Here is a 26,165-nt window from a genome sequence, read left to right as displayed (position 1 = left end):
TGGGATCTACGGCGGGATCCACGGTGGGATCCACGGTGGGATCTACGGCGGGATCTACGGCGGCGTCCACGCGGCCATCCACGGCGGCCGGGCGGGAGTGGGTGCAGTGCGTGGCCGGCGACGCGGACGCCCGGTTGCGGGTGCTGCTCGTGCCCCACGCCGGCAGCGGCGTCTCGGCGTACCGCCGCTGGAGGGATCACCTGCCGCCGCGGGTGGAGCTGTGGGCGGCGTGCCTGCCGGGAAGGGAGACCCGGCTGCTCGATCCACCCGTCGGCGCCCTGCCCGACCTGCTGCGGCCGCTCGGGCCCGCGGTGGCGCGGTGGCGGGCGGCCTCGCCCCTGCCGTACGTCCTGCTCGGGCACAGCATGGGCGCGCTGGTGGCGTTCGAGCTGGCCCGGCTGCTCACCGCCGCCGGGCACGGCCCCGCGTGCCTCGTCGTGTCGGGGCACGCGGCGCCCCACCTGCCGCCGGAGAACGCGTTCCACCTGCTGCCCGACGAGGAGTTCCTGCGGCAGGTGCTGGCCGACAGCGGCGACCTCGGCGACGCCCTCGACGATCCCCGGCTGCGGGAGCTCTACCTGCCCGCGCTGCGCGCCGACTTCCGCCTGGCCGAGACCTACCGCTACGTGCCCGGACCGGCCCTGACCTGCCCGATCGTCACCTGGTCCGGGGCCGCCGACCACACCGTGCCGGTGGAGGAGGTGCGGCAGTGGTCGGCCTTCACCGGCGCGCCCGCCCGCCACCGTACGTTTCCCGGCGGCCACTTCTTCCCCCTGGAGGAGCCGGCGGCGGTGCTGTCGTCGCTCGCCGCCGATCTGCGCGACCTGGTGCCCTGAAGCGCCACACGGTGGCTGCTCCGGCTCAGGCCGAGCGGTACGCCTGGGCCTGCAGCTCGTACAGCTCGGCGTAGAGCCCGCCGAGGGCCATCAGCTCGCGATGGTCGCCGTGTTCGCGGACCAGCCCGTGTTCGAGCACGTAGATCCGGTCGGCGTAGCGCACGCTGGCCAGCCGGTGGGTGATCAGCAGGACCGAACGCCCGTCCGAGTGGCGCCTGATCCGCTCGAACAGCGCGTGTTCGGCGCGTGCGTCGAGCGCCGCCGTCGGCTCGTCGCAGATCAGCAGCGGGGAGTCGCGGTAGAAGCCGCGGGCCACCGCGATGCGCTGCCACTGGCCGCCGGACAGGTCGCGGCCGTCCTTGAAGCGGCGGTCGAGCAGGGTCCGGTAGCCGTGCGGGAGCTCGGCGACGACCTCGTCCGCCCCGGCCACCCGGGCGGCGGCGTCCACCGCGTCCTGCCCCTTCTCCAGCCCCATCGTGATGTTGTGGCGGGCGGTCAGCGGCCATCGCGTGTGGTCCTGGGCGATCACCGCGATCCTGCTCCGCAACGTCTCCGGGTCGACCTCACGCAGGTCGACGTCGTCCCACAGCACCCGGCCGCCGTCCGGGGCGTACAGCCCGGAGAGGATCTTGGCCAGGGTGGTCTTGCCCGAGCCGTTCTCCCCGACGAGCGCCACCACCTCGCCCCGGTCGATGTGCGCGGACACCCCGCGCAACGCCGGGGTCTCGGTCGCGGGATAGGAGAAGGAGACGTCCTCGACCGTGATCCGGCTGAAGGCGGCGGGTGCCTCGCGGGTGCGGGCGGCGGGGATCCGGGCCTCGGCCTGGGCGGCGAAGTCGAGGTAGTCGGTGAAGTAGAGGCCCTCCTCGTACAGGCGGTTGGTGGCGAACATGAAGCTGGACAGCGAGCCCTGACCGGCGCGGATGGCGAGCACCGCGGTGCCGGCGACCGCGAGGGGGACCGCGCCCGCGGCGAGCAGGATCCCGAGTGAGACGTAGACCAGCCCCTGGCCCGCGCCGCCGAGCACCTCTCCGACGACACGGGTGACGGTGCGCCGCCTGGCCAGATCGAGGAGCACGTCCTGCTCGGCCCTGGACACCACGCCGTGCATGCGCATCAGGAAGCCGCGCATGGTGAAACTGCGCACCTCGGCCGCGGTCTCCTTGTCCGCGAGCAGCTCGGCGATGATCCACTTCCGCCGCCGGGCGGGGACCAGGCGCAGGTCGGCGACGTAGCCCATGCGGGCGGCGCGGACCGCCGCCCACGCGTCGGGGACGACGGCGAGCAGCAGCAGCGGCAGCAGGACGGGATGCAGCACGCCGAGAACGCCCGCGGCGGCCACCAGGCCCACCACCGACGTGATGGTGTCGATGGTCGCGTCGACCACGCTGCCGGCCATCGCCATGCCGCGGTAGCGGGCCCGTTCGAGGCTGTCGTGGAACGCCGGGTCGTCGAAGCACACCAGGTCGACCCGGCTGGTCAGGTCGTACAGGCGCGTCTCGCCCACCAGGGTCACCTGGGGGCGCAGCCGGCTCTGCGCCCAGCCCGCGCCGGACTGCATCGCGCTCCGCACCACCGCGGCCGCGCCGACCAGCAGCAGGCTGGGCAGCGCGGCCCGCACGCGGCCGGGGGTGGGACCCGCCTCGAACAGGGCGGTCAGCACGCCGGTCGTGGCGAGCAGCCCGAAGGCGGTGAACACGCCGCCGAGCAGGTTGAGGACCACGGTGGCGAGGGTGTCGCGCGGGCTCGCCGCCCACGCCATCCGCAGGGCCTGGCGGACCAGGGCGGGCAGCCGTCGCGCCACCGTCAGGAACCCCACGCCCACGAGGACGTCGCCGTGCCTGAGCCAGGTCGGCGAGTCGAGCTCAGCGAGCGCGGGCAGGTCGTCCTCTGCGTTTTCTTGCGCTGTCACCGCCATGGGAGCAGTGTGGGCGCGGGCACCGACATTTCCCAGGGCTCCGATCAGCGGTACGCCGCCTTTCCCGGGCGCTCCGACGCCGGAGGCCGCTATGCGGAGCCGTTACCCCGGCAAACTTGACGGCGTATGACCATAAATGGGTTGATTGTCCGCGCTGGCAACCTTGTCAGGGACGTGTGTCCGGGAGGCCCGCAATCCTGACGCCGATGGAAAGGGAACGTCGCGATGAGACGACGGTGGATGACGGCCGTCGCGGTCTCCATGGCAGGGGCGCTGATGTTGTCCGCCTGTGGCGGCGACGCGAAGAAGGGCGCGGACATCCTGTCCGGGCCGCGCAAGGTCGAGGTCTTCTCCTGGTGGACCGGTCCCGGTGAGGCGGACGGCCTCAAGGCGATGCGGGCGATCTTCGCCAAGCAGAACCCGAAGCTCCAGTTCTACGACGCGGCCGTGGCGGGCGGCGCCGGTGACCTGGCCCGCGCGCTCCTCGCCAGCAAGCTCCAGGCCAACCAGCCCCCGGACACCTTCCAGGGTCACGCCGGGGCCGAGCTGCAGGGCTACATCAACAGCGGCAAGCTCGAGTCGCTCAACTTCCTCTACAACGACCTGAAGCTGAAGGAAGTGTTCCCCAAGCAGCTCGTCGACCAGCTCACGGTCGAGGGCCAGGTCTACTCGGTGCCGGTGAACATCCACCGTTCGAACGTGCTGTGGTACAGCCCGTCCGTACTCAAGGAGGCCGGCATCGCCGCCCCGCCGAAGACGATGGACGAGTTCATCATCGACCTGGAGAAGGTGAAGAGGGCCGGCAAGATCCCGCTGTCCATCGGCTCCGAGTGGACCCTGGTCCACCTCCTGGAGAGCGTGCTGTGCGGATCGCTGGGCACCGACGTCTACAACCAGCTCTGGACGCCGACCTCCGACTGGTCCACCGCCAACGTGACCAAGGCGCTGGAGAACTACGGGACCGTCCTGTCCTACGCCGGGACCCCGCAGAACGACTGGCAGCCCGCCGCCAAGCAGGTGGCCGACGGCGAGGCCGCGTTCAACATCATGGGTGACTGGGCCTACGGCTACTTCCGCAATCCCGCGCCCGGCGGCATCGGCAAGGAGCCGCACAAGGACTTCGACTGGGCGGCCTCGCCCGGCACTGACGGCACCTTCATGTGGCTGTCGGACAGCTTCACCCTGCCGAAGGGCGCGCCCAACCGCGACGGCGCCATCGCCTGGCTCAAGGTCGCCGCCAGCAAGCAGGGCCAGGACGCCTTCAACCCGCTGAAGGGCTCGATCCCCGCCCGTACGGACGCGGACAAGTCTCTGTACAAGGACTATCTCGCCTGGAGCCTGCAGCAGTGGGCGGCCGACAAGCTCGCCGGCTCCATCCAGCACGGCGTCGTGGCCAGCGACCCATGGCGCCAGGCCATCACCGACGCGGTCGACGTGTTCCAGAAGAACCACGACGTGGCGACGTTCCAGCAGGCGCTGGTGGCCGCGGCCAAGTCGAGCGATCAGTGAGTTCTTCCGTTGTGAGCGGCAGGGCGCGGTGGCTGTTGCTGGGCGGATTCGTACTCGCCGCCCTGAACCTGCGTCCGGCGCTGGCCGGACTGTCTCCGCTGCTGCCCGCGATCATGGAGGACCTTGGCCTGCGTCCGGCTCAGGGCGGGGCCATCACCACGGTCATGGTGCTGTGTCTGGGGCTGTGCGGGCCGCTGGCGCCCGCCCTGGCCGCCCGGCTCGGCCTCGACCGCACGCTCCTCGTCGGCCTGCTCCTGCTGGCCGCCGGGATCGCCGTCCGCAGCGCCGACGGGCTCGTCGCGCTGTACGGCGGGGCCGCGATGGCGGGCACGGCCATCGCGATCATGAATGTCGCCATGCCAGGACTCGTCAAACAGCACTTCCCCGATCGCGTCGGCCCGCTGACCGCCGTGTACGTCTCGTCCCTGGTCTGCGGGGCGGCCACGGCGTCGGCGGTGACGGTCCCGCTCGCGGCGGCGGCCGGCTGGCGGCTTGCCGCCGGGGCGGGCGCGGTGTTCGCCCTCGCGGCCGCCGTGCTGTGGGCCCCCCAGACCTTCGGGGCGCGCGCCCGCCGGGCCGGGTCGCCGGGGCGTGGCCGGTCGTACCGCGTCCTGCTGCGCAGCCGCACGACCTGGATCGTCATGGCGTTCATGGGCCTGCAGTCGCTGACGTTCTACATCATGCTCGCGTGGCTGCCGACGATCTTCCAGTCGGCCGGCCTGTCCGCGGAGGAGGCCGGCTACCTGCTCGGCCTGACGAACCTCGCGCAGATCGCGGCCACCCTCACCGTGCCCGTCCACGCGGGCCGGGCGCGGACGCAGGTCCCGCACGTGATCGTCGCGGCTCTGCTCACCATCATCGGCTACCTCGGGGTGCTGCTCGCGCCTACGACGGTCCCGTGGCTGTGGATGATCGTGCTCGGGGTGGGACAGGGCGCCTCGATCGCGCTGGCACTTCTGATCATCACGCTGCGCGCCCCGGACCCGGCCTCGGTCACCGCGTTGTCCGCCGTCGCCCAGTCGGCCGGGTACGTGCTGGCCGCTCTGGGCCCGCTCGCCGTCGGCCTGCTCCACCAGAGGTCCGGCGGCTGGACGGCGCCGCTGCTGGCCGGGCTCGGCGTCTGCGTGATCCAGTGCGTCGTGGGCGCCGTCGCCGGTCGCCCCGTCCCGGACCCGCGACAGGCCACCGGCAGGCGGGACACGGAGGATGTCCCGGATGTCCCGGATGTCCGGCCGACCGACCGGGGGGCGCGCTAGCGCGGCAGCCGTTCGAGGTCGATGTCGAGCGGGAACGGCGTGTCCACGGTCATCCGGGAGTGGTGCACCCCGGTCACCTGGTAGGCGCCCGTGGTGGGATCGAGGCCGAAGGAGTAGACGAAGGGGCGGCTGCCCGAGCTCTCCAGCCGCCAGAAGTGGGGGATCCCCGCCGCCGCGTAGTGCCTGGGCTTGATCTCCCGGTCCGCCCGCTCGGTCTCGGGCGAGACGACCTCGATGATCAGCTGTACCTCTTCGGGCAGGTAGAAGGTCCGCGAGTCGTCGGCCGCCGCGAGATCGTCGACGAGACAGACGTCCGGGCACGTGCGCCGGTGGCCGCCGAGCTTGACGTCCATCCGGCAGACCGCCACGACGTCGCCGGGCACCTGGGCGTTCAGCACCGTGCGCAGGCCGTACATGATCCGCTCGTGGAAGCGCATCTGCGGCGCCATGAAGATCATCGATCCGTCGACGAACTCGGTCTGCCTGGGCACTTCGAGCCAGCTCGGCTCGCCCTCGGGATCGGCGGGGGGACGGCGGCCGGCGCCGCCGTCCGTCCAGCCTCCGGGAGGGGTGGGCCAGTCATCGAGGACGCTCGTCATGCCCCTCAGGGTAGCGTCGATCCGTCACACGCCGTGCTCGATCGATCACAGGGCCGGTGGCCACGCCTGCGGACTCGGGCGCCGTCAGGCCGGGTCGACGGGCCGGAGCTCGTCGGCGTAGCTGACCGAGAGCCGCCGCATCATGCCGTCCTCGGTGATGGAGTACTGACCCAGGCGCCACAACGGCGGCGAGTAGGCGTGGATCGAGACCGTGCCGTTCGTCTCGCCGGTAAGCCGGTGGATGTGGTCGGGCCCGAAGGAGAACGACTCGCCCTCGGCCACAGGGGTTTCGACGTGCCGCCCGCCGATCCTGGGATTGCTCTCCTTGAGCTCGCCGCTCACCACCTTCACCGCTCCCGAGGAGATGTCGTGGTCGTGCCAGCCGGTGTCGTCCCCCGGCCGCCAGCACAGCAGCCAGACGTCCACGTACGCGTCCCGGTAGAGCGAGGCGTAGTGGCGGCCGCCGTCCTCCGCGCCGTCGAAGCCCAGGTGGTGGGTCCACAGCTCCGGCCGGGCCGCCAGGCCCTCGACGAGGGCGGTGAGCTCGCGGCGCTCCAGCGGCCGGGCGGGCAGCTCGTCGAAGGGGGTGTCGAAGGGCGCGCCGAGAGGGGTGCCGGCGGGAGCCTCGGAGAGAGCCGCAAAGGGAGCACAGCTCTCGGTGACCTGGACGGTGGGGGTGCTCATGAGTGCGACTCCTTTCGGGTGAGCAGGCGGTGGGCGTTGGCCACCGTGATGGCGTGACGGGCGGCGTCGCCGAGGCCGAGCACGGGGGCCTGCGCGTACGGCTGATCCGAGCCGTTGACGACGACGTCGACCCCCAGCTCCCGGATCACCGCGTCGACGGCGCGGGGACCGTAGGAGGAGGTCTCCACGAACATGTCCGGGTCGACGAGCCCCCGCACGGAGGCGCCCCGGCTGATCTGCCGCTCGCTGTGGAGGGGTGCGAGCCCGGCCAGCAGCGCGAAGCAGACCTTCAGCCCCGGGTGCCGGGGCCGGCCGTACGCCTGGAAGGCGTACCAGGCGGCGTGCATCTGCTGGACGTACGGCACGACCGGCGCCCACCAGTCCGGCCAGTCCGGCCCGGCGGCGACCGTGGGTCCCGGATGCGCGAACAGCGGCAGGCCGCGCGCCTCCAGTTCGTCGAGCAGCGGTGCGACGCGGGCCAGCCCGGCGGCGTCCCCGAGCGCGGTGGCGGGGAGCTGGAGGCCGGCGAACCCGGCGTCGAGCGTGCGTCCGAGCCGTACCGGGTCGATGTCGGTGACCGGCGCGGCCGCCCAGGGACGGAACGGCGGTGGCAGGCGGGCGGCGTCGTGGTGATAGGCGTCGATCAGCGGCCAGGCGTCCTCGGGCGGCAGATGCTCGATCCCGAGAGGGCTCGACAGCGAGACGAGCGCGAGTTCGAGATCGGCGTTGAGCTTGAGCCGGGAGTCGAGGTCGTGGGCGGCCGGGTTCACCTCGTAGGGCGGTTCGCCGCCGAGCAGCAGAGTCCAGCCGTCGAGCATGGGCGGGCGCGACCGGCGGCGCAGGGCGTCGATGAACGAGGGCGTCCACAGATGCTGGTGCACGTCGACGGTCATCGTCACCTCCCACTGGCAGTCGCCCGCCTAACCGAACATTCCCGACAGATAATACATGCAATTCGGGTATTCGCATGTCGGAGTGGTTGGGCCGTCCTGCGCGGGCTCGCCGGTGACCACGATCCGTCGACGGTGGACGGGCGGTCAGCGGCGGGTGACGGCGGGCGGCGGCCGGGCCGGGACGCGCGGCGCGTCCCGTGGCCCGGCCGTTCGCCGGTGGGTTGTCAGTCGTCGCCGAGGATCATGTTCAGGAGCCAGCTGATCACGCCGACGACGATCGCGCCCCAGAAGGCCGCGACGAATCCGCTGACGTGGAAGGGGACGTGGAGCTGATCCGCCAGCCAACTGGTGAGGAGGAGCAGCGCGGCGTTCACCACCAGGGCGAACAGGCCGAGGGTGAGCACGTAGAACGCGCAGCCGACGGTTTTGATGATGGGCTTGAGGACGGCGTTGACGATGCCGAAGATCAGCGCGACGGCGAGGAGGGTGCCGATCTGCTTGGCGGTGGTGTCCGCGGTCACCGTGATGCCGTCCACCAGCTTGGTGGACGCCCACAGCGCCGCCGCCACGACGATGATCTTGAGTATGACCTTCACGTAAAGAGTCTTCCATGGCGAGGTACGCGGCGCGCGGGCCCGCAGGCCATCCCTTCCGTCGCCTTCCGCCGCTTGCCGTCGCTTGCCGTGGCATGCAGCGGAGGCGCGCCGGCGGGCCGGGTCCCCAAGGGGTTTCCGGGGATTCGGGCCTGGGACGCTTCCGGGGCTGCCGTCTCCACCGGCGGTGCGGAATGGTAGGACGGTGCCCAGGCGGGTCCCGGTCCCGGTTCAGGAACAGGTCCAGGGTCGCCGCCCGAGCGCCCGCCTGCCCATCCGTCCGTCCGTCCGTCCCACGAGGAGCGCCATGAAGACCCGCGAGATCCACCTCGCCTCCAGGCCCACAGGCTGGCCCGAGCCGTCCAACTTCGAACTCGTGGAGACGGAGTTGCCCGCGCCCGCCGAGGGTCAGGTGCTCGTCCGGAACCTGTTCATGTCGGTCGACCCGTACATGCGGGGCAGGATGAACGACAGGCGGTCGTACACGCCGCCCTTCCGGATCGGCGCTCCTCTCACGGGCGCGGCCGTGGGCGAGGTGATCGAGAGCCGCGCGGAGGGCCTGGCCGTGGGTGATCTCGTCCGGCACCAGAACGGCTGGCGGGAGCACACCCTGCTCGACGCCTCCGCCGCGGAGAGGCTGCCCGGCCTTTCGGGGATCTCCCCGTCCGCCTACCTCGGCGTGCTGGGGATGCCGGGCCTCACCGCGTACGTCGGGCTGCTCGACATCGCCGGGTTCAAGAAGGGCGACGCGGTGTTCGTGTCCGGAGCGGCAGGGGCCGTCGGCGGTCTGGTGGGCCAGATCGCCCGGCTCAAGGGCGCGAGCCGTGTCGTCGGCAGCGCCGGCTCCGCCGCGAAGGTGGCCCATCTCCAGGAGGCCCTCGGCTTCGACGCCGCCTTCAACTACCGGGACGCGCCGGTGGCCGAGCAGCTCAACCGGGCGGCTCCGGACGGCATCGACGTCTACTTCGACAACGTTGGCGCCGATCACCTGGAGGCCGCGATCGGCGCGCTGCGCGTCTCCGGCCGCGTGGCCATGTGCGGCGCGATCGCCGCCTACAACGCGACCGAGCCGCCGCCCGGGCCGCGCAACATCTTCCTGGCCGTCACCAAGCGGCTGACCTTGCGGGGCTTCATCGTCTCCGATCACGGGGACCGGACCGCCGCGTTTGTGGAGGAAGTCGGCGGCTGGCTTCGCGACGGCGCGGTCAGGTACGACGAGACCGTGACCGACGGGCTGGAGAACGCCCCGTCGGCCTTCATCGCCATGCTGCGAGGCGAGAACGTGGGGAAAATGGTGGTCCGGCTCTGACCCGGATTTCCTCCTCAACCGGCATAAGCGGCAAACGCGGGGGAAACCTCATCTCTTGGGGGTGAGGCCGGATGGACGTGGAAGAGCTGGAGTCGCTGCCGGCGAAGGAGCTGCATGACCGGGCGGTCCGTTACGCCGTACGGCACGGCGACCTCGGATTCCTGTGGGACCTGCTGAAGGTCATTCCGGCGGCCGAGGCCGCAGCCGGCAACCCCGACGAGACGGCCAATGACCTCAGCCGGGTCTCCGCGCTGCTCAGCGACGCGATGGCGGCGGGCGAGGGCGAGCTCGGAGACGCGCTCCGGCCGGTCTACGTCGAATATCTCTCCCGGCACCCCGACGCCTGACCGGTCCCCGTTCAGGCCCTTCTCATCTCCCTGGGTCAGGATGGCCCTGTGGCGAAGACGCGTGTGCTGGTCGTGGACGACGAACCCGAGGTCCGCGGCGCCGTCGCGCGAGCCCTCCGCGTGGAGGGGTACGACGTGGTGACCGCGGACGACGGGCTCGCGGCGCTGGCGGCGATCGGCGCGAACGAGCCCGACCTCATGGTGCTCGACGTCCTGATGCCCCGGATGGACGGCTTGGCGGTGTGCCGGAAGATTCGCGGGGAGGGCGACCGGATGCCCGTGCTCATGCTCACGGCTCGGGACGGCGTCGGAGACCGCGTCGCCGGTCTGGACGCCGGCGCGGACGACTATCTCGTGAAGCCGTTCGCGCTCGAGGAGCTGTTCGCGCGGGTCCGCGCCCTGCTCCGGCGTACGGTGACACGACCGGGCGCCGCCTTCGCGGACCTCGTCCTGCTGCCGGACAGCAGACAGGCCCGCCGGGGCGCCCGGCTGATCGACCTGACCAGGACCGAGTACGCCCTGCTCGACCTGCTGGTGCGTAACGGGGGACAGGTGCTGACACGCGAGGTGATCCTCGACCGGATCTGGGGCTACTCCTTCCGTCCGGGGTCGAATCCCCTTGAGGTGTACATCCGCTATCTGCGCAGGAAGACCGAGGCGGCGGGCGAGCCCCGGCTGATCCATACCGTCCACGGCCTGGGGTACGCGCTCCGGGTCCCCGCGCCACCCGCGGGGGCGACCGATGCGACGGGGGAACCGAGGTGAAACTGCGGCTGCGGCTCGCCCTGGCCTCCGCCCTGGCGGGGGCCTTGAGCGTGATCGCCGTCAGCCTGGCGGCCTACCTGGTCACCTCCCGCAGGGTCGAGGGCGCGCTCGGGCTGTTCGGCGGCGGCGCCGACCGGCGCCCCACCGGCGTGCTCGCGGCCCTCGCGGACATCGACGATCTCGGCTGGCCGTTCTTCGTGGTGACCCTGGGCGGCCTGGTGTTGTCGGGGACGCTCGGCTGGCTGGCCGCGCGGGCGGCGTTGCGGCCGGTCAAGGCCCTGCAGGACGCGGTGAGCCGGGTTGCGGCCACCCGTGACCTGACGACCCGCATCGGCGCCGTCAGAGACGACGAGCTGGGCGGCCTGGCCGAGAGCTTCAACACCATGCTCGACGCGCTCGAAAGATCGATACAGGCCCAGAAGAGGCTGGTCGCCGACGCGTCGCACGAACTGCGCACCCCGTTGACCGCGGTACGGACCAACGTGGAGCTCCTGATGGGGGGACGACTGCCCGAAGACGAACGTGAGGAGGTGAGCCGGGCCGTGATCAACGGCCTGGAGGAGCTGACCGCCCTCGTCTCAGATGTGGTGGAACTGGCCAGGGACGAGGAACCCCAGGCACTGGTCGAGAGACTGCGGTTCGACCAGCTCGTCGCACGTGAGGTCAGCCGGGCGACCGGTCACTGGCCCGCCACCACGTACGTCCTGTCCGTGGAGCCGACGATGGTGCGCGGAGTCCCCGACCGCCTGGCCCGGGCGGTGGCGAACCTCCTCGACAACGCGGCCAAATACGGCCCGCGCGGCGGCGAGGTGGAGGTGACGCTCCACGGGGGAGTGCTTACCGTGCGCGATCACGGGCCGGGGATCGCCCCGGAGGACCTTCCGCACGTGTTCGACCGGTTCTACCGGGCCCCGGCCGCCCGGGCGCTGCCCGGGTCCGGCCTCGGCCTGGCCATCGTGGGTCAGGTCGTCGACAGCCACGGCGGGAGCGTCACGGCCACCGCGGCGTCCGGCGGAGGCACGCTCGTCCGGCTGACCCTTCCTCCAGATGATTGATGCCGATAGGTTCGATCGGTTGAGAGCCTGTCCGGCAATCATGTGACTACTAGGCTGTGGCGATGGAACACGTAACCGACGGGCCCGGTAGTCTCGCCCCGCTCGCGGATTCGGCCCAGGTGAACGACTACGACAGCTTCGCCGAGGCCTACTCGGCGGAGAACGAGACCAGCCTCGTGAACGCGTACTACGAGCGGCCCGCGATGTTGGCCCTCGCCGGAGACGTGGCCGGCCGTCGGATCCTGGACGCCGGTTGCGGCTCGGGCCCACTGTCCGCGGCGCTACGCGAGCGCGGTGCCGTCGTCACCGGTATCGATGTCAGCGCCGGGATGCTGGCGTTGGCAAGGCGGCGACTGGGTGATGACGTGGCGCTGCATGTCGCCGACCTGAATGACCGCCTGCCGTTCGCCGACGGAGCGTTCGACGACGTGGTCGCGTCGCTGGTGCTGCACTACCTGGAGGACTGGGGGCCGCCGCTGGCCGAGTTGCGGCGCGTGCTCAGGCCCGGCGGCCGGCTGATCGCCTCGGTGGATCATCCGTTCGTGGCCTACACGATCCAAGATCCGTGGCCCGACTACTCCGCGACCACCAGCTATACCTTCGACTGGACGTTCGGCGGGCGGTCCGTCCCGATGAGGTTCTGGCGCAGGCCACTGCACGCGATGACCGATGCCTTCACCACCGCCGGTTTCCGCCTCGCCGTCATCAGCGAGCCGCAGCCCGATCCGGCCGCCCGTGAGCTGTTCCCCGGCGACTTCGATGACCTTTCCAGAAAAACCACCTTCCTGTTCTTCGTCGTCGAGGTACCCCGGTCGTCTACCGATTCGGACGGGTAGCCGGTCGCGGATCGCGACCGGAGCCGAACCCATTCCACGGTCGTCAGATCTCCCCGCGCCATGCCATGCCGACGACCCGCGACCACGAGGGTCACAAGGTCCGCGGGACAGGCCCTGACCGTGGGCGGCGTGTGGGACCTCTTGTGGGGTGGTGGGTGAGGGTCCAGGTGCCGTTGGGGCTGCGGTGGGTGGTGTAGCGGTGGGGGTGGGTGAATTTGTCGCGGTTGTGGAAGGTGCAGGCGGGGGCGAGGAGGTCGAGGTTGGTGACGCCGTCGTCGATCCAGCCGTGGACGTGGTCGACTTCGGTCATGGTGGCGGGGATGGGGCAGCCCTGGCAGTAGCAGGTGGCGTACTGCGCGAGCAGGGCTTTGCGTTGGGCGGGGGTGGCCAGCCGGACCGAGCGGCCCATGTCCAGTACCTGGCCTTTGGCGTCCATCACCATCCGGGTCAGGCGTGAGGTGCGGGCCAGGCGGTGGACGTCGCTGACGGGCAGCAGGTGGCCGGTGGCGACGAGCAGCCCGGGGGCGAGCCGGTCGGGGGCATGCCCACATGTCCGGCACGCGTCAGCACGCGCTCCTGCGGCCTGCGTCTCCGTCTCCGGCCACGCCCTCGCGTCGGCTCGGCCGTCCGCGCCCGCGTCGGGTTGGTCTTCCGCGCCCGGGTCCACTTGGCCCTCTGCGCCCGCGTCGGGTTGGTCTTCCGCGGTCACGGCCACTCGCGCGTTCCCGTCGGTGTCCGCCACGGTCTCTGCCGGTGCTGGGATGTCGTCGGGGAGGGATTCGGGGCGGACCATGACGATGAGTTCGGTGGAGACCTTCTCGCTCAACAGCGCGGCGAACGCGTCGGCCTGGCGCACGCGTAGCGGCCTGTCGTCGTCCTTGTCTTTGGGGCGAGCGTAGGAGGTCAGGAACGACCGCAGCCGCGCCGCGGCCTCCCTGGGCAGGCGGAATTCGCCCTCCACTCCGCCGGTGTTGGAGGGGCGGAGCAGCAGGAACCGGGACGCGTAGTCGTCTTCGCACTCTTCGACGAGGGTGCCGGGGTCGAGGATCTCCCGGATGTAGCGGCCGGCCTTGGCCACCTCCGCACAGGACGCGCTGTCGGACAACTGCAGCAGGATCGGCTCGGCCTCCGCCGCCTGCGCGTCGGTCAGCTTCGCCGTCACCGTGGTGATCGCATCCACCGCTCCACCGGACAGGGAACCATCCCGGTAGCGGGCCTTCACCAGGGGAAGGCGGGCCACCTCACCGGAGATCCGCAACCACCGCGACGCCTGCGCACCCGTCATCCCCGGACCACGCCGCACCACCACCGGCACCACGGGCGCGCCCGGTACCTCAGCGCCGGTCTCTGCGGCGTCTGGTGCGAGGGTGTTCGGATCGGGGGTGCTCGGATCGGGGGTGTTCGGATCGGGGGTGCTCGGTCGGTCCGAGCGGAGCCATGAAGCGGTGGAAGCATGCCCATACGCCTTCGCCTCACCGGTGACATCCACCCGATGCAGCAGCGCCACTATCGCCGCATTCAGCAGATCCACCGCCTGGATCAGGGTCTCGGCCCGCTGAAGGCACACCGCCGAACTGTCCGGCACCTCCGCGGCCGCCCACCTGGCCGCCACCCCCAGCAACTCCGCCTCCGACAAGCACGGCCCCGGACCTGGCGCAGCATCGTCGGCCGCGCCGGGATCCCCCGGTTCGCCGGAGCCCGAGCCTCGGCTCGACGCCTGGCCGTGCTCCCCATCACCTCCACCAGACTCCGCGCGAGAACCCGCGCGAGAACCCGCGCGGGAGTCCACGTACGGGTCCAGACATGTGCCCTCAAGCGCCGGCGGCACCGGTCGCGCGGACGTGGCCTCTGCACCTTCGGGCGGGACAGAAGGACCAGGGAAGGCGTGATCGGAGTCCGACTGGCCCGAGGCGGAGTGATCGCCGCACCCGTCGGCAGAAGAGCCGTGGAACGCCGGCACCGGAGGCACCCCCTTCCCCACCATCAGTCCATCTACGTAACAACAACACTACTGAATGTCACCAACAACCCGCAAGCCTGTTCGAAAAATCTGGAGGGAGGGAAGAGTGAGCGCAGGCCACCCCACGCCCCAACGTCGGTGAGCCCCTGGCCGAATCTGCCGAGATCGGCCCTCCGGAAATCGGCCTGGCGGCGAACCTGGCTCTGCTGTGGCAGCTGAACGGGACGAGCCCTCGGCATCAGCCGTCTAGGGTGAGGTCATGGGGTCAGTACGCGTTGAGCGCACCGGTGACGGGTTCGTCGCCCGCAACGACCGCGGCGGCGAGATCGTGATGGGGACGGGCGACGGCGTGTTCAGCCCGGTGGAGCTGCTGCTCGCAGCCGTGGGCGGGTGCAACGTGATGACCGTCGAGCCTCTCACGGCGAAGCGGGGTCACCGGCTCGTACGGCTGGCGGTCGACGTGAGTGCGGAGAAGGAGACCCCGACGCTGCTGGGTTCGGTCACCGTGACCTACGACGTCGAGCTTCCCGGGGAGGAGTCCCGCGAGCTGTTCGAGACCGTCGCGAAGCGGGTCCATGAGCGCCACTGCACGGTGAGCCGGTCGCTGGAGCGGGGCACCGAGGTCAGGCTGGTGCTCCGCGCGGGGGGTCCCGGAAACGACCCCGCGGATGATTCCCCCGAGGACGGTTAGGGAGATCGCGTGACGACGCTCATGCCGCGAAATCCGGCGGATCCGGCAGGCACGCGGCCCCGGTCAGGAGCCCTACAGGCGGGCGTCTACGACTGCGGATGTAGGCCGAAAATCCACCTGCGTATGACGACTTCATGACAACTGTGCTTGTACTGTTGAAGCATGTCCTCCAGCAGAGGACACCACATGGACTTTATTGAAAAGGACGCGGATGGGGGAACCGTGTCCAGAAAGCGGGGGACCCGCCGGATGCCTTTGGGGAGGGCATTCCAGGCGGAACCGCTTCGATCCGGAGCCGGGCAGTTGGGGGACTGCCCGGCTCCGGCACGTTCGGACCCGGTGCGTTCGGACCCGGTGCGTTCGGACCCGGTGCGTTCGGACCCGGTGCGTTCGGACCCGGTACCCACCGGCGCAGGATCACGCCACGCCTCCACTCCCGGACCCCGGCGCCGGTCGCCGGTGCCGCGCCACATGACCCCCACTCGTTGACGGTTTCGGGACAGAGCCTCCCGCGCGGTTTCCCCGCGAATCGGAAACCCTTTACGCGTTCTCGATTCGAGGCCGGAATATTCATCGTCGTCCGGACGAGAGGCGCTTTCCCGTACGGCAAACGCTGCGCCTCGGCTGGTCGTCCGTCCAGCACGGCCCCGGACTTGTTTTCCGCGCCCCTCTTCCGTGCCGCCGATCTCGGTGTCACCACACCTTGTGGCCCTATTCCGGCCTCCGCGCCGCCCCGTGGAAGATCTGTGGGAGGCCCTGATCGTATGGCGTGCCGTTCGCTGGGCAATCATGGCCGCGGCTTGGCGTTGCCTCCCCGTCTTGAGCCAACGCGGTAGATCTTCTGGGTGTTATGTGCATCTAACTTTGCTACATCCTGACTTGTCCTGTAGTGTCCAACTTGCCGCCAACCGGTGGCTGGTTTTACAGGGAGAAGGAGATCGCGGTGGAAAACTCCGTACCGACCTCCGGCTCCCGGCCCGGCTCACACGCCTGAACGGCGACGGCCCGCAGGCCGCTCGCCCCTGACTTCGGCGTCGGAGCTCCCGCCGCCCGGGAGACGGACACGTCTCGCTGGGATCGCGCCCCCCTCATGGACCGCCGTGACCCGCACAGGTCCCTTGATGCCGCATGGCCATCCCCTGTCGTCTCACGAAAGATCCCTTTCTTGATGAAGACCGTCTTTGACCTGCGAGACAAGCGAACCTTCACGTCACTTGCCGCGTTGGCGGGCGCCGCCGCCGTCACTCTGAGCCTGGCGACCGCCGCTCCGGCCCACGCCGAGAAGCAGGTCGTCCGGCAGGAGAGCGCCATCGCCGCCCTCCTCCCACAGAACGAGCAGGTTCTGCTCGCTGGAAGCACCACCGGCTCGTACTTCTGGGACGACGCCTCCGGCCGCCAGGGCGACACGGGAATGCCGGCGATCGGCAAGCCCATGCAGAAGGGCCTGTTCGCCAGCCCCAGCTGGCCGCTCGGCACCGAGGGCTACATCTTCTACAACGGCAAGCAGGCCAAGTTCTTCATCGGGGACCGCGGCCCCGGTGTGCCGTCGGAGGACGGCGTCATGCTCGACATCGACGGCAAGACCTTCGCCCAGCTCACCGGCGCGTCATGGAACGACGACACGCTGACCGTGAACGGCGATCAGGGCCACATCCAGGTCCAGTACGTCGTGACGAAGTGGGGTCCCGGACCGGGCAAGCGGGGCGAGCCGTTGCCGTTCTCCTCGGGCGCCTGGAAGGGCTGACGCCGGGCGCCGCGCGGCCGGGCATCGATGTGCGAGCCGCCTTTGGGGCTGCTAAGGTTACGCACGTCGCGCCGCTAGCTCAGTTGGTTAGAGCAGCTGACTCTTAATCAGCGGGTCCGGGGTTCGAGTCCCTGGCGGCGCACCACGGTTGACACCGATGACATGGGCATCCTCCACGGTCTGGAGGGTGCCCACAGTCATTTCCGCGTCTGTTGTGCCGATCGCCGTTGAGAAGCGGGATCAGCGAGCCTGGAGGGGGCCGGTTCGCCGGCTCTTCTCAGGATGTCCTCGGCCTGGGCCAGCAGCGGAGCGGCGCCCATCATGGTGATCGTGGGCATGGTCCCCTCGACGATTCGCATTGCCTCCGCCGGCTGCTCGGTACGCAGCCGGACTTCGGCGATGGCCAGCTGGATCTGGGAGTGAACATGTCTTTCCTGGTTGGTGGCCGCCAGTTCCGCCGCGAGTGTCAGCTGGGCGTCGGCCTCCTCGTATCCGCCGCTGTCGATGGCCAACTGACCCAGGCCCAGCCGGGCATGAGCCTCGCCGGCCCTGTCACCTATTCCGGACAGGGCGGCGGCCACCGATGAGAACGTGGTACCAGCCTCCTCAAACCGCCCCAGCAGCCGGTACGCCTCCCCGAAGTAAAGCAGCACCGTAAGGCGGCGCCAGGACATCTGACTCCTGGATGCCACCGTCAGGGCCGCCTCCAGGAACGGCAGGGCCTCGGCCGGGCGCCCCTCGGCCAGATGGATCTGGGCCAGCCCGCGCAGTGCCATGGACTCCGCCAGGTCGTCGCCCACGCGGGGCGCGACTTGACGGATCCAGAGATAGCGGCGCGTGGCCTCGTCGTAGCGGCCGCGCCGGCGATCCAGCATCGCACGCGACTTCCGCACTTCTACCAGGCCATGCGATTCCCCCATGTCAGTGAAGATCCGCTCAGCCGTATCGAACAGCGCATCCGCTTCACGGACCTGTCCACGAAACATCTGCAGATCGCCGAGCAGGCTGGTACAGGCCCCCTCGGCACGCCGGTCGCCCGACCGCTCGGCCGCCTGCCGCGCCGTGGACAGCAGGCTCCCGTATTCAGCCGTAGAACTCGGTATAGCCGAAATCCAGCTCCCGGCCAGGGCGATCGCCCAGCACTCGTCGAACAGCCCAAGCGTCAAGGTCTGTCCGACCAGCCCGGAAATCGTCCCCGACTCCGCCTCGAGCCAGCCGATGCCCTGCCGGGCGTGTACCGCCACAACCTCCGGATCGACGTCCGAGCCGATCTCACCGGCCAGCCTTACCTGATATTCCAGCCCCCGATCGGCCTCACGCGCTGCCGTGGCAAGACCGATCAAGTGCCGTGCGGCGGTCCGAACCGCGTCGACACCCGGCTCATTGTCGGCAGACCGCTCACGCCCATAGGCACGAACAAGATCATGCATGCCATACCTGATCTGCCCGGCACGATCCCGCCCGATTACCTGCACCCAATGGGACTCGATCAGCCGCTCCATCGACTCCTCAACCTCGGCGCGGTCCCCACCCACCACCGCGGCAGCCAGCCATAACGGAATATCCGGGACATCGAGCGCGGCCAGCCGCCGCAGCAGCCGACGTTCCGGTTCGCCCAGCACCTGGTGGCTCAGGTCGAAACTGGCCCGCACGGCCAGATCCGAATACGACAACACATCCAGTCGACGATGCTCATCGGCAAGATGCGCGGCCAGCTCACGCAGCCGATGGTGAGGCCGGGACGCGAGCCGAGCACCCGCGATACGCAACGCCAGCGGCAGTCCACCACACAACCTCACCACCTCACGCGCGCTCGCGGTCTCCTCGGCGACCTGATCGGCCCCCACGATGCGCCCCAGTAGCTCGACCGACTCCGGTTCGCTGAACGGATCCAACCCGATCAGAGTCTGCGCGCCCAGCCCCGCAAGCCGCCTACGGGAGGTCACCAGCACCGCACAGCCCGCCGAACCGGGCAACAGATGCCGCACCTGCTCCTCGTTCAAGACGTTGTCCAGCACAATCAGTGCACGCCTACGCGACAGCAGCGTGCGAAACAACGCCGCACGCTCGTCCAGATCATCAGGCATGACCCTGTGGTCCACACCCAACGCGCGCAGAAACCCGGCAAGCACTTCCGACGGTCGAGCCGGCATAACATCAGCGCCACGAAGAGTCGCGAACAACTGACAATCCGCAAAACGCGGCAACATCCGATGCGCGACATGCACTGCGAAAACCGTCTTACCAACACCAGGCGCACCAGCCACCACACACACCTTCGGTGCGCCGCCGACCCCTTCGCCCAATGCCCGCACCGCGACGGCGACCTGCTGCTCCCGGCCGGTGAAATCGGCGACATCAGCGGGTAACTGCGCAGGCGCCACCGCCTGCTTTTCGGTCCGATTTCGATCGGAGCGATCGCCCCCAATACGGCTGGCCCAAAAAAGCACCCGTCCAGACTCGATGAATCTTTCCCGCTCATCACCGGCGAGCTCCAGCGCCGCCGCGAGCAACTCCACCGTACGAGCCCTCGGACTACGCCCCCGCTCCATCTCGCCGACCGACCGCGAACTGATACCAGCCCGTTCGGCAAGCTCCTCCTGAGTAAATCGACGTCGAAGCCGATGCCCCCGCAGCAACACCGCGAACGCGCCCGGCCCGGAAGAACCCTCATCCGCGACCATGCCATGAGGCTAACGCACGTCCGGTCAAACGTCCGGTCAAACGTCCTGGTGTGGTACAAGGGCCGCCTGTTTCATGGTGCGAGGAAGGCGGTCGCCATGACAGATGGCCGAGCTCGCACGGTCCGCGGTTTCCTGACAATGGAATGAAGAACGTTTGGCCGTGGAGACTGGCGATCGATCGCCCGAGATTCGGCATTATTTTCCGGAGGGCTTCAGATGAGGGCTCGAAAAGCATTCGTGGCTGTCGTTTCCATTGCGATGCTGGTCGCCGGCTCTGTAGCAGTTATAGGATCTCCGGCGCAGGCGGGAACGTGCCGTACGTCGGGATGTGGCGGAACAGTCATCAATCGCGGCAGCGGTTCGTGGGTCAAGGTGAGCAACGCCTGGTGCTGGAAAGTTCGGTTCACCTATGTCGGCAGCAAGCTCCCATGCGTTTCCCATCCCAACACATGGTACGCATGGAATGCGGACGCGAGTCTCACCTCCGGTGACACCTCGGCTTACAAATCAACCTACTATTACGATGTCGACGCCTTCTTGGCCCGGGCGGGATGTACGACAATTTACTATTACAACGACGCGCGCCGGTACCCGCAAAGCTATCATGCCAGCTCGAACACATGGATCCGCATCACTGGGCAGACTCGGGTCTCCATCACGCGCATCATCTGTTGATTTTCGCCGCGCCCTCGACGTCGACCCATTCGGTCGCCTATGCGCATGGAGGGTGCGTGAGTAATAGATCGGCGAATGGTCCAAGTCGGAAGAAGGTCATTGAAGGGAAGTCATGAAAGGGATGTTCGGTAAAGGCATCTTCGTTGTGGTCGCAGCCATCTGTCTCGCTGTCGCCGGCGTAACGACATCGAGCGCCAACAGTACAAGCGCGATCCCTTCCGCCAATGCGAGCGCGCATTTCCTCCCTGCTGGCTCCATCGTAGCGGAATCGCTCCACCTTGAGCCTGTCACCGATCCCGGGTTGTTGGCTCAACGGCCTATGAATGTCTCCGCCAGCGCTTCGCTATATGTGCTGCGTAGCGGCGCCGGAAGTAATCTGTGTCTGGATGCCGACACTGCTACCTTGGGTTCGAACGGAACCAAGATCCAGCTGTGGACGTGCAGTTATCAGGCCCCGGGCTGGCCCGCCTCCAACCAGCTCTGGTGGCTGAGCACCAGGGACCCAGGCGCCTTAAGCAGCACCTTTATCCAGAGCAACGTCAGTGGCCGGTGTCTGGATGCAGACCGTAGCGCACCTATAGGGCAAAACGGCGTCAAGGTGCAGCTCTGGGACTGTGTGTCCAGCGATTTCACCGAGTGGAAGGCATTGAATCAGATCTGGGGGTGGGATCCTTACCAGCCAAACCAGCTCGTGAATCATTGGCACTGGACCTGTCTGAACGCGGACGGCAACACCTTGCGGACCAAAGTGCACCTCTGGAGCTGCAGTGACGGGGGAGCCAGGGATCAGTGGTATCCGGGGCTTTGACCCCGAGTTCCTGACGGCGCATGGGAGGACACCCCAGCTCATCTCGGTGGGCTGGGGTGTCTCGTTTTGCGGGAGCCCGCAGACCCTTTCGGGTGCCCGGCCAGCCACTCCTCGTTCCAGCGGTCGAGAAACGTATTCCACGCGAGGCGATCCATCGAGGCTCCGTCGCGGGCCGCACCAGGACGCGTCCGGCTCGGCAGAGCCCACTGACGTTTCCGTTCCCGCGTCCGCAGGTTCAGGGCCGGACGCGTATGCCGTCGAGGGTGAAGCCGAGAACGCGCTCACGCTGCCGTTCGTCGGTGAAGGCGGCGGACGTGATGCCCGCGATCATCCGCAGCACGTCGTCGAAGCGGGCGTCCTTACGGGCGATGCCGGCCTCCTGGGCCCGGGTGAGCAGCGGCCCGCCGACCTCGTCGATCGCGCCCCGGCAGGTGCGGAAGATCTCGGAGTCGCGGTTGAGGGCCTCATGGATGGCCCGCTTGGTGGCGACATAGGACACGAAGCGGCGCAGCCACGCCACGAGCCCGTCCCACGGCGGCAGATCCATCGCCTCCTCCGCGGCCCGGCACAGCTCCTCGACCTCGCCGACGTACACGCTGCAGAACAGGTCCTGCCGGGTGGGGAAGTTGCGGTAGAGGGTGCCGATCCCGACGCCGGCGCGGCGGGCGATCTCCTCCAGCGAGACGTCCGTTCCCTGTTCCGCGAACACTTCGCGCGCCGCCTTGAGCAGGGCGTCGAAGTTGCGCCGGGCGTCCGCCCGCTGTGGGCGCCGTACGGCCACGTTCCGGCCCTTGTCCACCCGGACCTCCCGGCATGGGTTGAAGTGGAGGATGGCCTCCGCTATTGTGGAGGAACCCCTCCACTTTATCAGGCGCCTTCGTGCTGCGCCGCCTCCATCACTGAGGGGCCGCCGCACGGCGCGGTATCTCCACCTTCCCCCATGGGACTTTCAGAAGGACTTTCATGGCACGCTCGTCCTCCTCGACGCGGCTGACCTTCGCGGTGCTCGCCGCCGCGGCCGCCGCGCTCTCGATGTTGCAGTCGCTGGTCAGCCCGGTGCTGCCGACGATCCAGCATGATCTGCACACCGACCAGAACACGGTGACGTGGGTGCTGACCGGGTGGTTGCTCGCGGCCGCGGTCGCCACCCCCGTCATGGGCCGCATCGGCGACATGATCGGCAAGGGACGCACGCTGCTCATCTCGCTGGGCGCGATCGCGATCGGGTGCCTGCTCTCCGCGATCGCCCCGAACATCGAGACGCTCATCGTCGCCCGGGTGGTGCAGGGCCTGGGCGGCGCGGTGTTGCCGCTGTCGTTCGGCATCGTCCGCGACGAGTTCCCGCCCCACCGGGTGCCCTCGGCTGTCGGCGGCCTGTCCGCGGTGATCGCGGCCGGTGGCGGCCTCGGCGTGGTACTCGCGGGGCCGGTCGTGGCGGCGCTCGGCTGGCGCTGGCTGTTCTGGATCCCCCTCGTCTTCGTCGTGGCGACCGCGCTGCTGGCCTTCCGCTACGTTCCCGAGTCGCCCGTACGGACGCCCGGACGGGTCAACTGGCTGGCCGTGGTGCTGCTGTCCGGCTGGCTGGTCGCCCTTCTCGCTCCGCTGAGCGAGGCGCCCGCGTGGGGCTGGGGCTCCGCGAGGGTGATCGGCCTGCTCTCGGTCGCCGTGGTCCTCTGCGCGCTGTGGATCGTCGTCGAACTGCGGGCCCGCACGCCCCTGATCGACATGCGCATGATGCGGCTGCCCGTCGTCTGGACCACCAACCTGGTCGCCCTGCTGTTCGGGGCCGCGATGTTCTCCGCGTACGCGTTCCTGCCCGAGTTCGTGCAGACGCCCACGGCGGCGGGCTTCGGTTTCGGGTCGAGCGTGACCGAGGCCGGGCTGCTCATGCTGCCGATGCTCGTCACCATGGCCGTGGCGGGCTCGCTGAGCGGCCCCATCGCCCCGATCTTCGGAGTCAAGGCGCAGCTCGTGTTGGGTGCGGCGCTCACCGCCGTCGCCTGCGCCGCGTTCGCGGGCTACCACGACGAGAAGTGGCAGATCGCCGTCGCCACCGCGGTGTTCGGGCTGGGCGTCGGCCTCGCCTACGCCGCGATGACCAGTCTGATCGTGCAGAACGTGCCGGCCGGGCAGACCGCGGTCGCCGGCGGCATGAACACCAACATCCGCAACATCGGCGGCTCGGTCGGGGCGGCCGTGGCCAGTTCGATCATCACCAGCCACCTGCAGGCGAGCGGGCTCCCGCTCGAATCGGGCTTCACCGACGCGTTCCTGCTGCTGGCCGGCGCCGCGGCGGTCTCGCTGGTCGTGGCGCTGCTGGTCCCCGCGGCCCGGCGCCGAGACGGCGCGCACGCCACGGGCGCGCGGACGGCCCACGGCTCAGCGGCCGGTACGGCGGCGGCCGACGTCCTGACGCCCGCGACACGGGCGGCCGGATCGGACCTGCCGGTCAGATAAAGCCGCGCGTGCCCGTCAGGCTCCCTCAAGCTCCCTCAGGCCCATCGGGTCCTACGCCGTGCCGCCGACGTACGCGCGCAGGTGCCGGGCGGTCAGCGAGTCGCCGTGGGCCACGAGATCGGCGGGCGTGCCGGTGAACATGACACGCCCGCCGTCGTGGCCGGCGCCGGGTCCGAGGTCGATCAGCCAGTCGGCGTGCGCCATCACGGCCTGGTGGTGCTCGATGACGACGACCGTGTTGCCGTCGTCGACCAGCCGGTCGAGCAGCGCCAGGAGCTGGTCGACGTCGGCGAGGTGCAGGCCGCTCGTCGGCTCGTCCAGCACGTATGTCACACCCCGGTCGGCCATGCGGATGGCCAGCTTGAGCCGCTGACGTTCGCCACCTGACAGGGTGGTGAGGGGCTGCCCAAGACCGAGGTAGCCGAGGCCGACGTCGAGGAGCCGGTCGAGGACCCTGCGGGCCTGGCCGGTCGGGAAGAACTCGCGCGCCTCGGTGACGCTCATGGCGAGTACCTCGCTGATGTTCTTGCCGCGCAGCCGGTACGTGAGCACCTCGGGGGTGTAGCGCCTGCCCTCGCACTGCTCGCAGACCGATGCCACCCCCGCCATCATGGCGAGGTCGGTGTAGACGACCCCGATGCCCCGGCACCCGGGGCAGGCGCCCTCCGAGTTGGCGCTGAACAGGGCCGCCTTGACGCCGTTGGCCTTGGCGAAGGCCGTACGGATGGGGTCGAGCAGGCCGGTGTAGGTCGCCGGATTGCTGCGGCTCGACCCCCTGATGGGCGACTGGTCCACGAGCACGACGCCGTCCTGCCCGGTCAGCGAGCCGTGGACGAGCGAGCTCTTGCCCGACCCGGCGACGCCGGTGACGACGGTGAGCACGCCGAGCGGGATGTCCACGCTGACGTCCTTGAGGTTGTGCCGGTGCGCGTTCCTGATCGGGATGGCGCCGCGCGACCGCCGTACCGGCGTACGGGGGCTCACCCGGTGATCGAGGTAGCGTCCGGTGAGGGCGTCGGAGCGGCGCAGGCCCGCGACGTCGCCCTCGTAGCAGATCCGCCCCCCGGCGGGCCCCGCCCCCGGGCCGAGGTCGACCACGTGGTCGGCGATCTCGATCACCTCGGGCTTGTGCTCGACGACGAGGACGGTGTTGCCCTTGTCGCGCAGGCGCAGCAGCAGGTCGTTCATCCGCTGGATGTCATGAGGGTGCAGCCCCACTGTCGGCTCGTCGAATACGTAGGTGACGTCGCTCAGGCTGGAGCCGAGGTGCCGGACCATCTTCACGCGCTGGGCCTCGCCGCCCGACAGGCTGCCCGACTCGCGGTCGAGACTCAGGTAGCCCAGGCCGATCTCCACCAGGGAGTCGAGCGTCTCACCCAGGCCGGCGATCAGCGGCGCGACCGAGGGGGCGTCGAGATCGCGGACGAAGGCGGCCAGGTCGCTGATCTGCATGGCCGAGCACTCGGCGATGGTGCGTCCGCCGACGCGGCACGACAGCGCGGCGGCGTTGAGCCGGGCGCCGCCGCAGGCGGGGCAGGTGGCGAAGGCCACGGCGCGGTCGACGAACGCCCGGATGTGCGGCTGCAGCGACTCCCGGTCCTTCGAGAGGTACGTCCGCCGGACGCGGACCAGCAGGCCCTCGTACGTGACGTTGATCCCACCGATCTTGACCTTGGTGGCCGGGCGGCGCAGGAGGTCGTCCCACTGGGCGTCGGTGAACTCCTTGAGCCTGAGGTCCGGGTCGAACAGGCCTGACCCGGCGATGGTCTGCCAGGGCCAGGAGCCCACGGTGTAACCGGGGACGGTGATCGCGCCCTCGTTCAGCGAGCGGTCCGGATCGACGAGCCCGGTCGCGTCGATGTCCGACACCCGCCCGAGACCTTCGCACTCGGGGCACATGCCGTCGGGATTGTTGAAGCCGAACACGTGCGGGGGGCCCACGTACGGTGTGCCGACGCGGCTGAAGACGATCCGGAGCATCGTGTGGGCGTCGGTCGCGGTGCCGACCGTGGAGCGGGAGTTGGCCCCCATCCGCTCCTGGTCGACGATGATCGCGGCGCTGAGGTTGCGGAGCGCGTCGACGTCCGGCCGGTTGCGGCCCGGCATGAACGACTGGATGAACGCGGTGTACGTCTCGTCGATCAGGCGCCGCGACTCCGCCGCGATCGTGCCGAACACCAGGGACGATTTGCCGGAGCCCGAGACCCCGGTGAACACGGTCAGCCGGCGCTTCGGGACGTCGAGCGACACGTCGGCCAGGTTGTTCTCCCTGGCGCCCCTGATTTCGATCATGTCGTGGGCGTCCGCCTCGGGACGTACGCCGCCGGGTCGGACCCCTACCGGCACGTGCTTCATCGGAACCCTTCCGGGGGAGGCAGCGGGGATGGCGATCCACACGGGGGGATCACTGGAGTTTCAATTCTGTCATTGAAGTCTCCACTGGAGACTTTTCCGCACCTGGCCTCCATTCACCAGCGAAGGAGCCCGGCAGAAGTCTCAACCGCGTCACGAAGGCGCTGTGCCAGACGGGGACCACCTGTGCGGCG

21 protein-coding genes and 1 tRNA gene are annotated in these 26,165 nt (G+C 69.6%); 13 read left to right on the top strand and 9 right to left on the bottom strand.

The annotated features are described in order from the left end of the window. Positions 1-110 precede the first annotated feature (110 nt). Positions 111-836 carry a thioesterase II family protein gene (locus tag JOL79_RS05280; protein ID WP_210154502.1) on the top strand — a complete coding sequence of 242 codons (726 nt, stop codon included), beginning with the start codon at positions 111-113 and terminating at the stop codon, positions 834-836. 25 nt (positions 837-861) lie between these two features. Here the strand turns inward: JOL79_RS05280 and JOL79_RS05275 are convergent, their stop codons facing one another. Further along, positions 862-2,754 carry an ABC transporter ATP-binding protein gene (locus JOL79_RS05275; protein WP_210154501.1) on the bottom strand — a complete coding sequence of 631 codons (1,893 nt, stop codon included), beginning with the start codon at positions 2,752-2,754 and terminating at the stop codon, positions 862-864. Between the two features lie 225 nt (positions 2,755-2,979). Here JOL79_RS05275 and JOL79_RS05270 point away from each other — a divergent pair, with 225 nt between their 5' ends. Continuing rightward, positions 2,980-4,263, top strand: a complete 1,284-nt coding sequence (locus tag JOL79_RS05270; protein ID WP_210154500.1) for an ABC transporter substrate-binding protein — start codon at positions 2,980-2,982, stop codon at positions 4,261-4,263. Next, positions 4,260-5,519 carry a CynX/NimT family MFS transporter gene (locus JOL79_RS05265; RefSeq protein WP_307848326.1) on the top strand — a complete coding sequence of 420 codons (1,260 nt, stop codon included), beginning with the start codon at positions 4,260-4,262 and terminating at the stop codon, positions 5,517-5,519. Before JOL79_RS05270 ends, JOL79_RS05265 begins: the two co-directional genes overlap by 4 nt. Here JOL79_RS05265 and JOL79_RS05260 read toward each other — a convergent pair. From JOL79_RS05260 to JOL79_RS05245, 4 genes are all read right to left on the bottom strand, one after another. Then, positions 5,516-6,118, bottom strand: a complete 603-nt coding sequence (locus tag JOL79_RS05260; RefSeq protein ID WP_230984234.1) for a Uma2 family endonuclease — start codon at positions 6,116-6,118, stop codon at positions 5,516-5,518. The genes JOL79_RS05265 and JOL79_RS05260 overlap by 4 nt on opposite strands. Positions 6,119-6,202: 84 nt before the next feature. Then, positions 6,203-6,802 carry a cysteine dioxygenase gene (locus JOL79_RS05255; RefSeq protein WP_210154498.1) on the bottom strand — a complete coding sequence of 200 codons (600 nt, stop codon included), beginning with the start codon at positions 6,800-6,802 and terminating at the stop codon, positions 6,203-6,205. After that, positions 6,799-7,695 carry an amidohydrolase family protein gene (locus JOL79_RS05250; RefSeq protein WP_210154497.1) on the bottom strand — a complete coding sequence of 299 codons (897 nt, stop codon included), beginning with the start codon at positions 7,693-7,695 and terminating at the stop codon, positions 6,799-6,801. The genes JOL79_RS05255 and JOL79_RS05250 overlap by 4 nt, the downstream gene beginning before the upstream one ends. A 224-nt stretch (positions 7,696-7,919) precedes the next feature. Next, the gene (locus tag JOL79_RS05245) at positions 7,920-8,291 is read right to left on the bottom strand and encodes a phage holin family protein (protein ID WP_210154496.1); all 372 of its coding nucleotides are present in this window, start codon (positions 8,289-8,291) and stop codon (positions 7,920-7,922) included. Between the two features lie 304 nt (positions 8,292-8,595). Here JOL79_RS05245 and JOL79_RS05240 point away from each other — a divergent pair, with 304 nt between their 5' ends. The 5 genes from JOL79_RS05240 to JOL79_RS05220 all read left to right on the top strand — a co-directional run bounded on the left by JOL79_RS05240 (position 8,596) and on the right by JOL79_RS05220 (position 12,600). After that, entirely contained in the window at positions 8,596-9,597 is a 1,002-nt protein-coding gene (locus tag JOL79_RS05240; protein ID WP_210154495.1) for an NADP-dependent oxidoreductase, read from the top strand. Between the two features lie 71 nt (positions 9,598-9,668). Then, positions 9,669-9,944 (top strand): hypothetical protein, encoded by a 276-nt coding sequence (locus JOL79_RS05235; protein WP_210154494.1) that lies wholly within the window; start codon positions 9,669-9,671, stop codon positions 9,942-9,944. Between the two features lie 48 nt (positions 9,945-9,992). Beyond that, positions 9,993-10,709: a response regulator transcription factor gene (locus tag JOL79_RS05230; protein WP_307848325.1), complete on the top strand. Its 717-nt coding sequence runs from the start codon at positions 9,993-9,995 to the stop codon at positions 10,707-10,709. Beyond that, positions 10,706-11,764 carry a sensor histidine kinase gene (locus JOL79_RS05225; protein ID WP_210154493.1) on the top strand — a complete coding sequence of 353 codons (1,059 nt, stop codon included), beginning with the start codon at positions 10,706-10,708 and terminating at the stop codon, positions 11,762-11,764. Before JOL79_RS05230 ends, JOL79_RS05225 begins: the two co-directional genes overlap by 4 nt. Positions 11,765-11,826: 62 nt before the next feature. Beyond that, on the top strand, positions 11,827-12,600 hold the full coding sequence (locus JOL79_RS05220) for a class I SAM-dependent methyltransferase (RefSeq protein ID WP_210154732.1): 774 nt from the start codon (positions 11,827-11,829) through the stop codon (positions 12,598-12,600). A 91-nt stretch (positions 12,601-12,691) separates the two neighbouring features. Here the strand turns inward: JOL79_RS05220 and JOL79_RS05215 are convergent, their stop codons facing one another. Continuing rightward, a complete protein-coding gene (locus JOL79_RS05215; protein ID WP_210154492.1) occupies positions 12,692-14,236 on the bottom strand; it encodes an HNH endonuclease signature motif containing protein in 1,545 nt (514 codons plus the stop codon). Between the two features lie 583 nt (positions 14,237-14,819). Between JOL79_RS05215 and JOL79_RS05210 the strand changes: the two genes are divergently transcribed. The 3 genes from JOL79_RS05210 (at position 14,820) to JOL79_RS05200 (ending at position 17,140) form a co-directional block, all read left to right on the top strand. Next, positions 14,820-15,251, top strand: a complete 432-nt coding sequence (locus JOL79_RS05210) for an OsmC family protein (protein ID WP_210154491.1) — start codon at positions 14,820-14,822, stop codon at positions 15,249-15,251. A gap of 1,168 nt (positions 15,252-16,419) precedes the next feature. Further along, on the top strand, positions 16,420-16,995 hold the full coding sequence (locus JOL79_RS05205; RefSeq protein WP_210154490.1) for a hypothetical protein: 576 nt from the start codon (positions 16,420-16,422) through the stop codon (positions 16,993-16,995). 68 nt (positions 16,996-17,063) lie between these two features. Next, a tRNA-Lys gene (locus tag JOL79_RS05200) sits at positions 17,064-17,140 on the top strand. Positions 17,141-17,192: 52 nt separating this feature from the next. Here JOL79_RS05200 and JOL79_RS05195 read toward each other — a convergent pair. Further along, complete coding sequence (locus tag JOL79_RS05195) at positions 17,193-19,679, bottom strand: ATP-binding protein (RefSeq protein ID WP_210154489.1); 2,487 nt, start codon at positions 19,677-19,679, stop codon at positions 17,193-17,195. A gap of 787 nt (positions 19,680-20,466) precedes the next feature. Between JOL79_RS05195 and JOL79_RS05190 the strand changes: the two genes are divergently transcribed. After that, entirely contained in the window at positions 20,467-21,162 is a 696-nt protein-coding gene (locus JOL79_RS05190) for an RICIN domain-containing protein (RefSeq protein WP_210154488.1), read from the top strand. 235 nt (positions 21,163-21,397) lie between these two features. Here the strand turns inward: JOL79_RS05190 and JOL79_RS05185 are convergent, their stop codons facing one another. Then, a complete protein-coding gene (locus tag JOL79_RS05185) occupies positions 21,398-21,961 on the bottom strand; it encodes a TetR/AcrR family transcriptional regulator (RefSeq protein ID WP_307848323.1) in 564 nt (187 codons plus the stop codon). A gap of 164 nt (positions 21,962-22,125) precedes the next feature. On the opposite strand from JOL79_RS05185, the gene JOL79_RS05180 reads away from it, so the two are divergent. Beyond that, entirely contained in the window at positions 22,126-23,619 is a 1,494-nt protein-coding gene (locus JOL79_RS05180) for an MFS transporter (protein WP_210154487.1), read from the top strand. A 51-nt stretch (positions 23,620-23,670) separates the two neighbouring features. Here the strand turns inward: JOL79_RS05180 and JOL79_RS05175 are convergent, their stop codons facing one another. Next, a complete protein-coding gene (locus JOL79_RS05175; RefSeq protein ID WP_230984325.1) occupies positions 23,671-25,911 on the bottom strand; it encodes an ATP-binding cassette domain-containing protein in 2,241 nt (746 codons plus the stop codon). Between the last annotated feature and the right edge of the window lie 254 nt (positions 25,912-26,165).

Source organism: Microbispora oryzae (genome assembly GCF_017896165.1).
Lineage (GTDB): Bacteria > Actinomycetota > Actinomycetes > Streptosporangiales > Streptosporangiaceae > Microbispora > Microbispora oryzae.
Note: the sequence above shows the minus strand (reverse complement) of the source record. Positions and strands in the feature narration are given on the sequence as shown.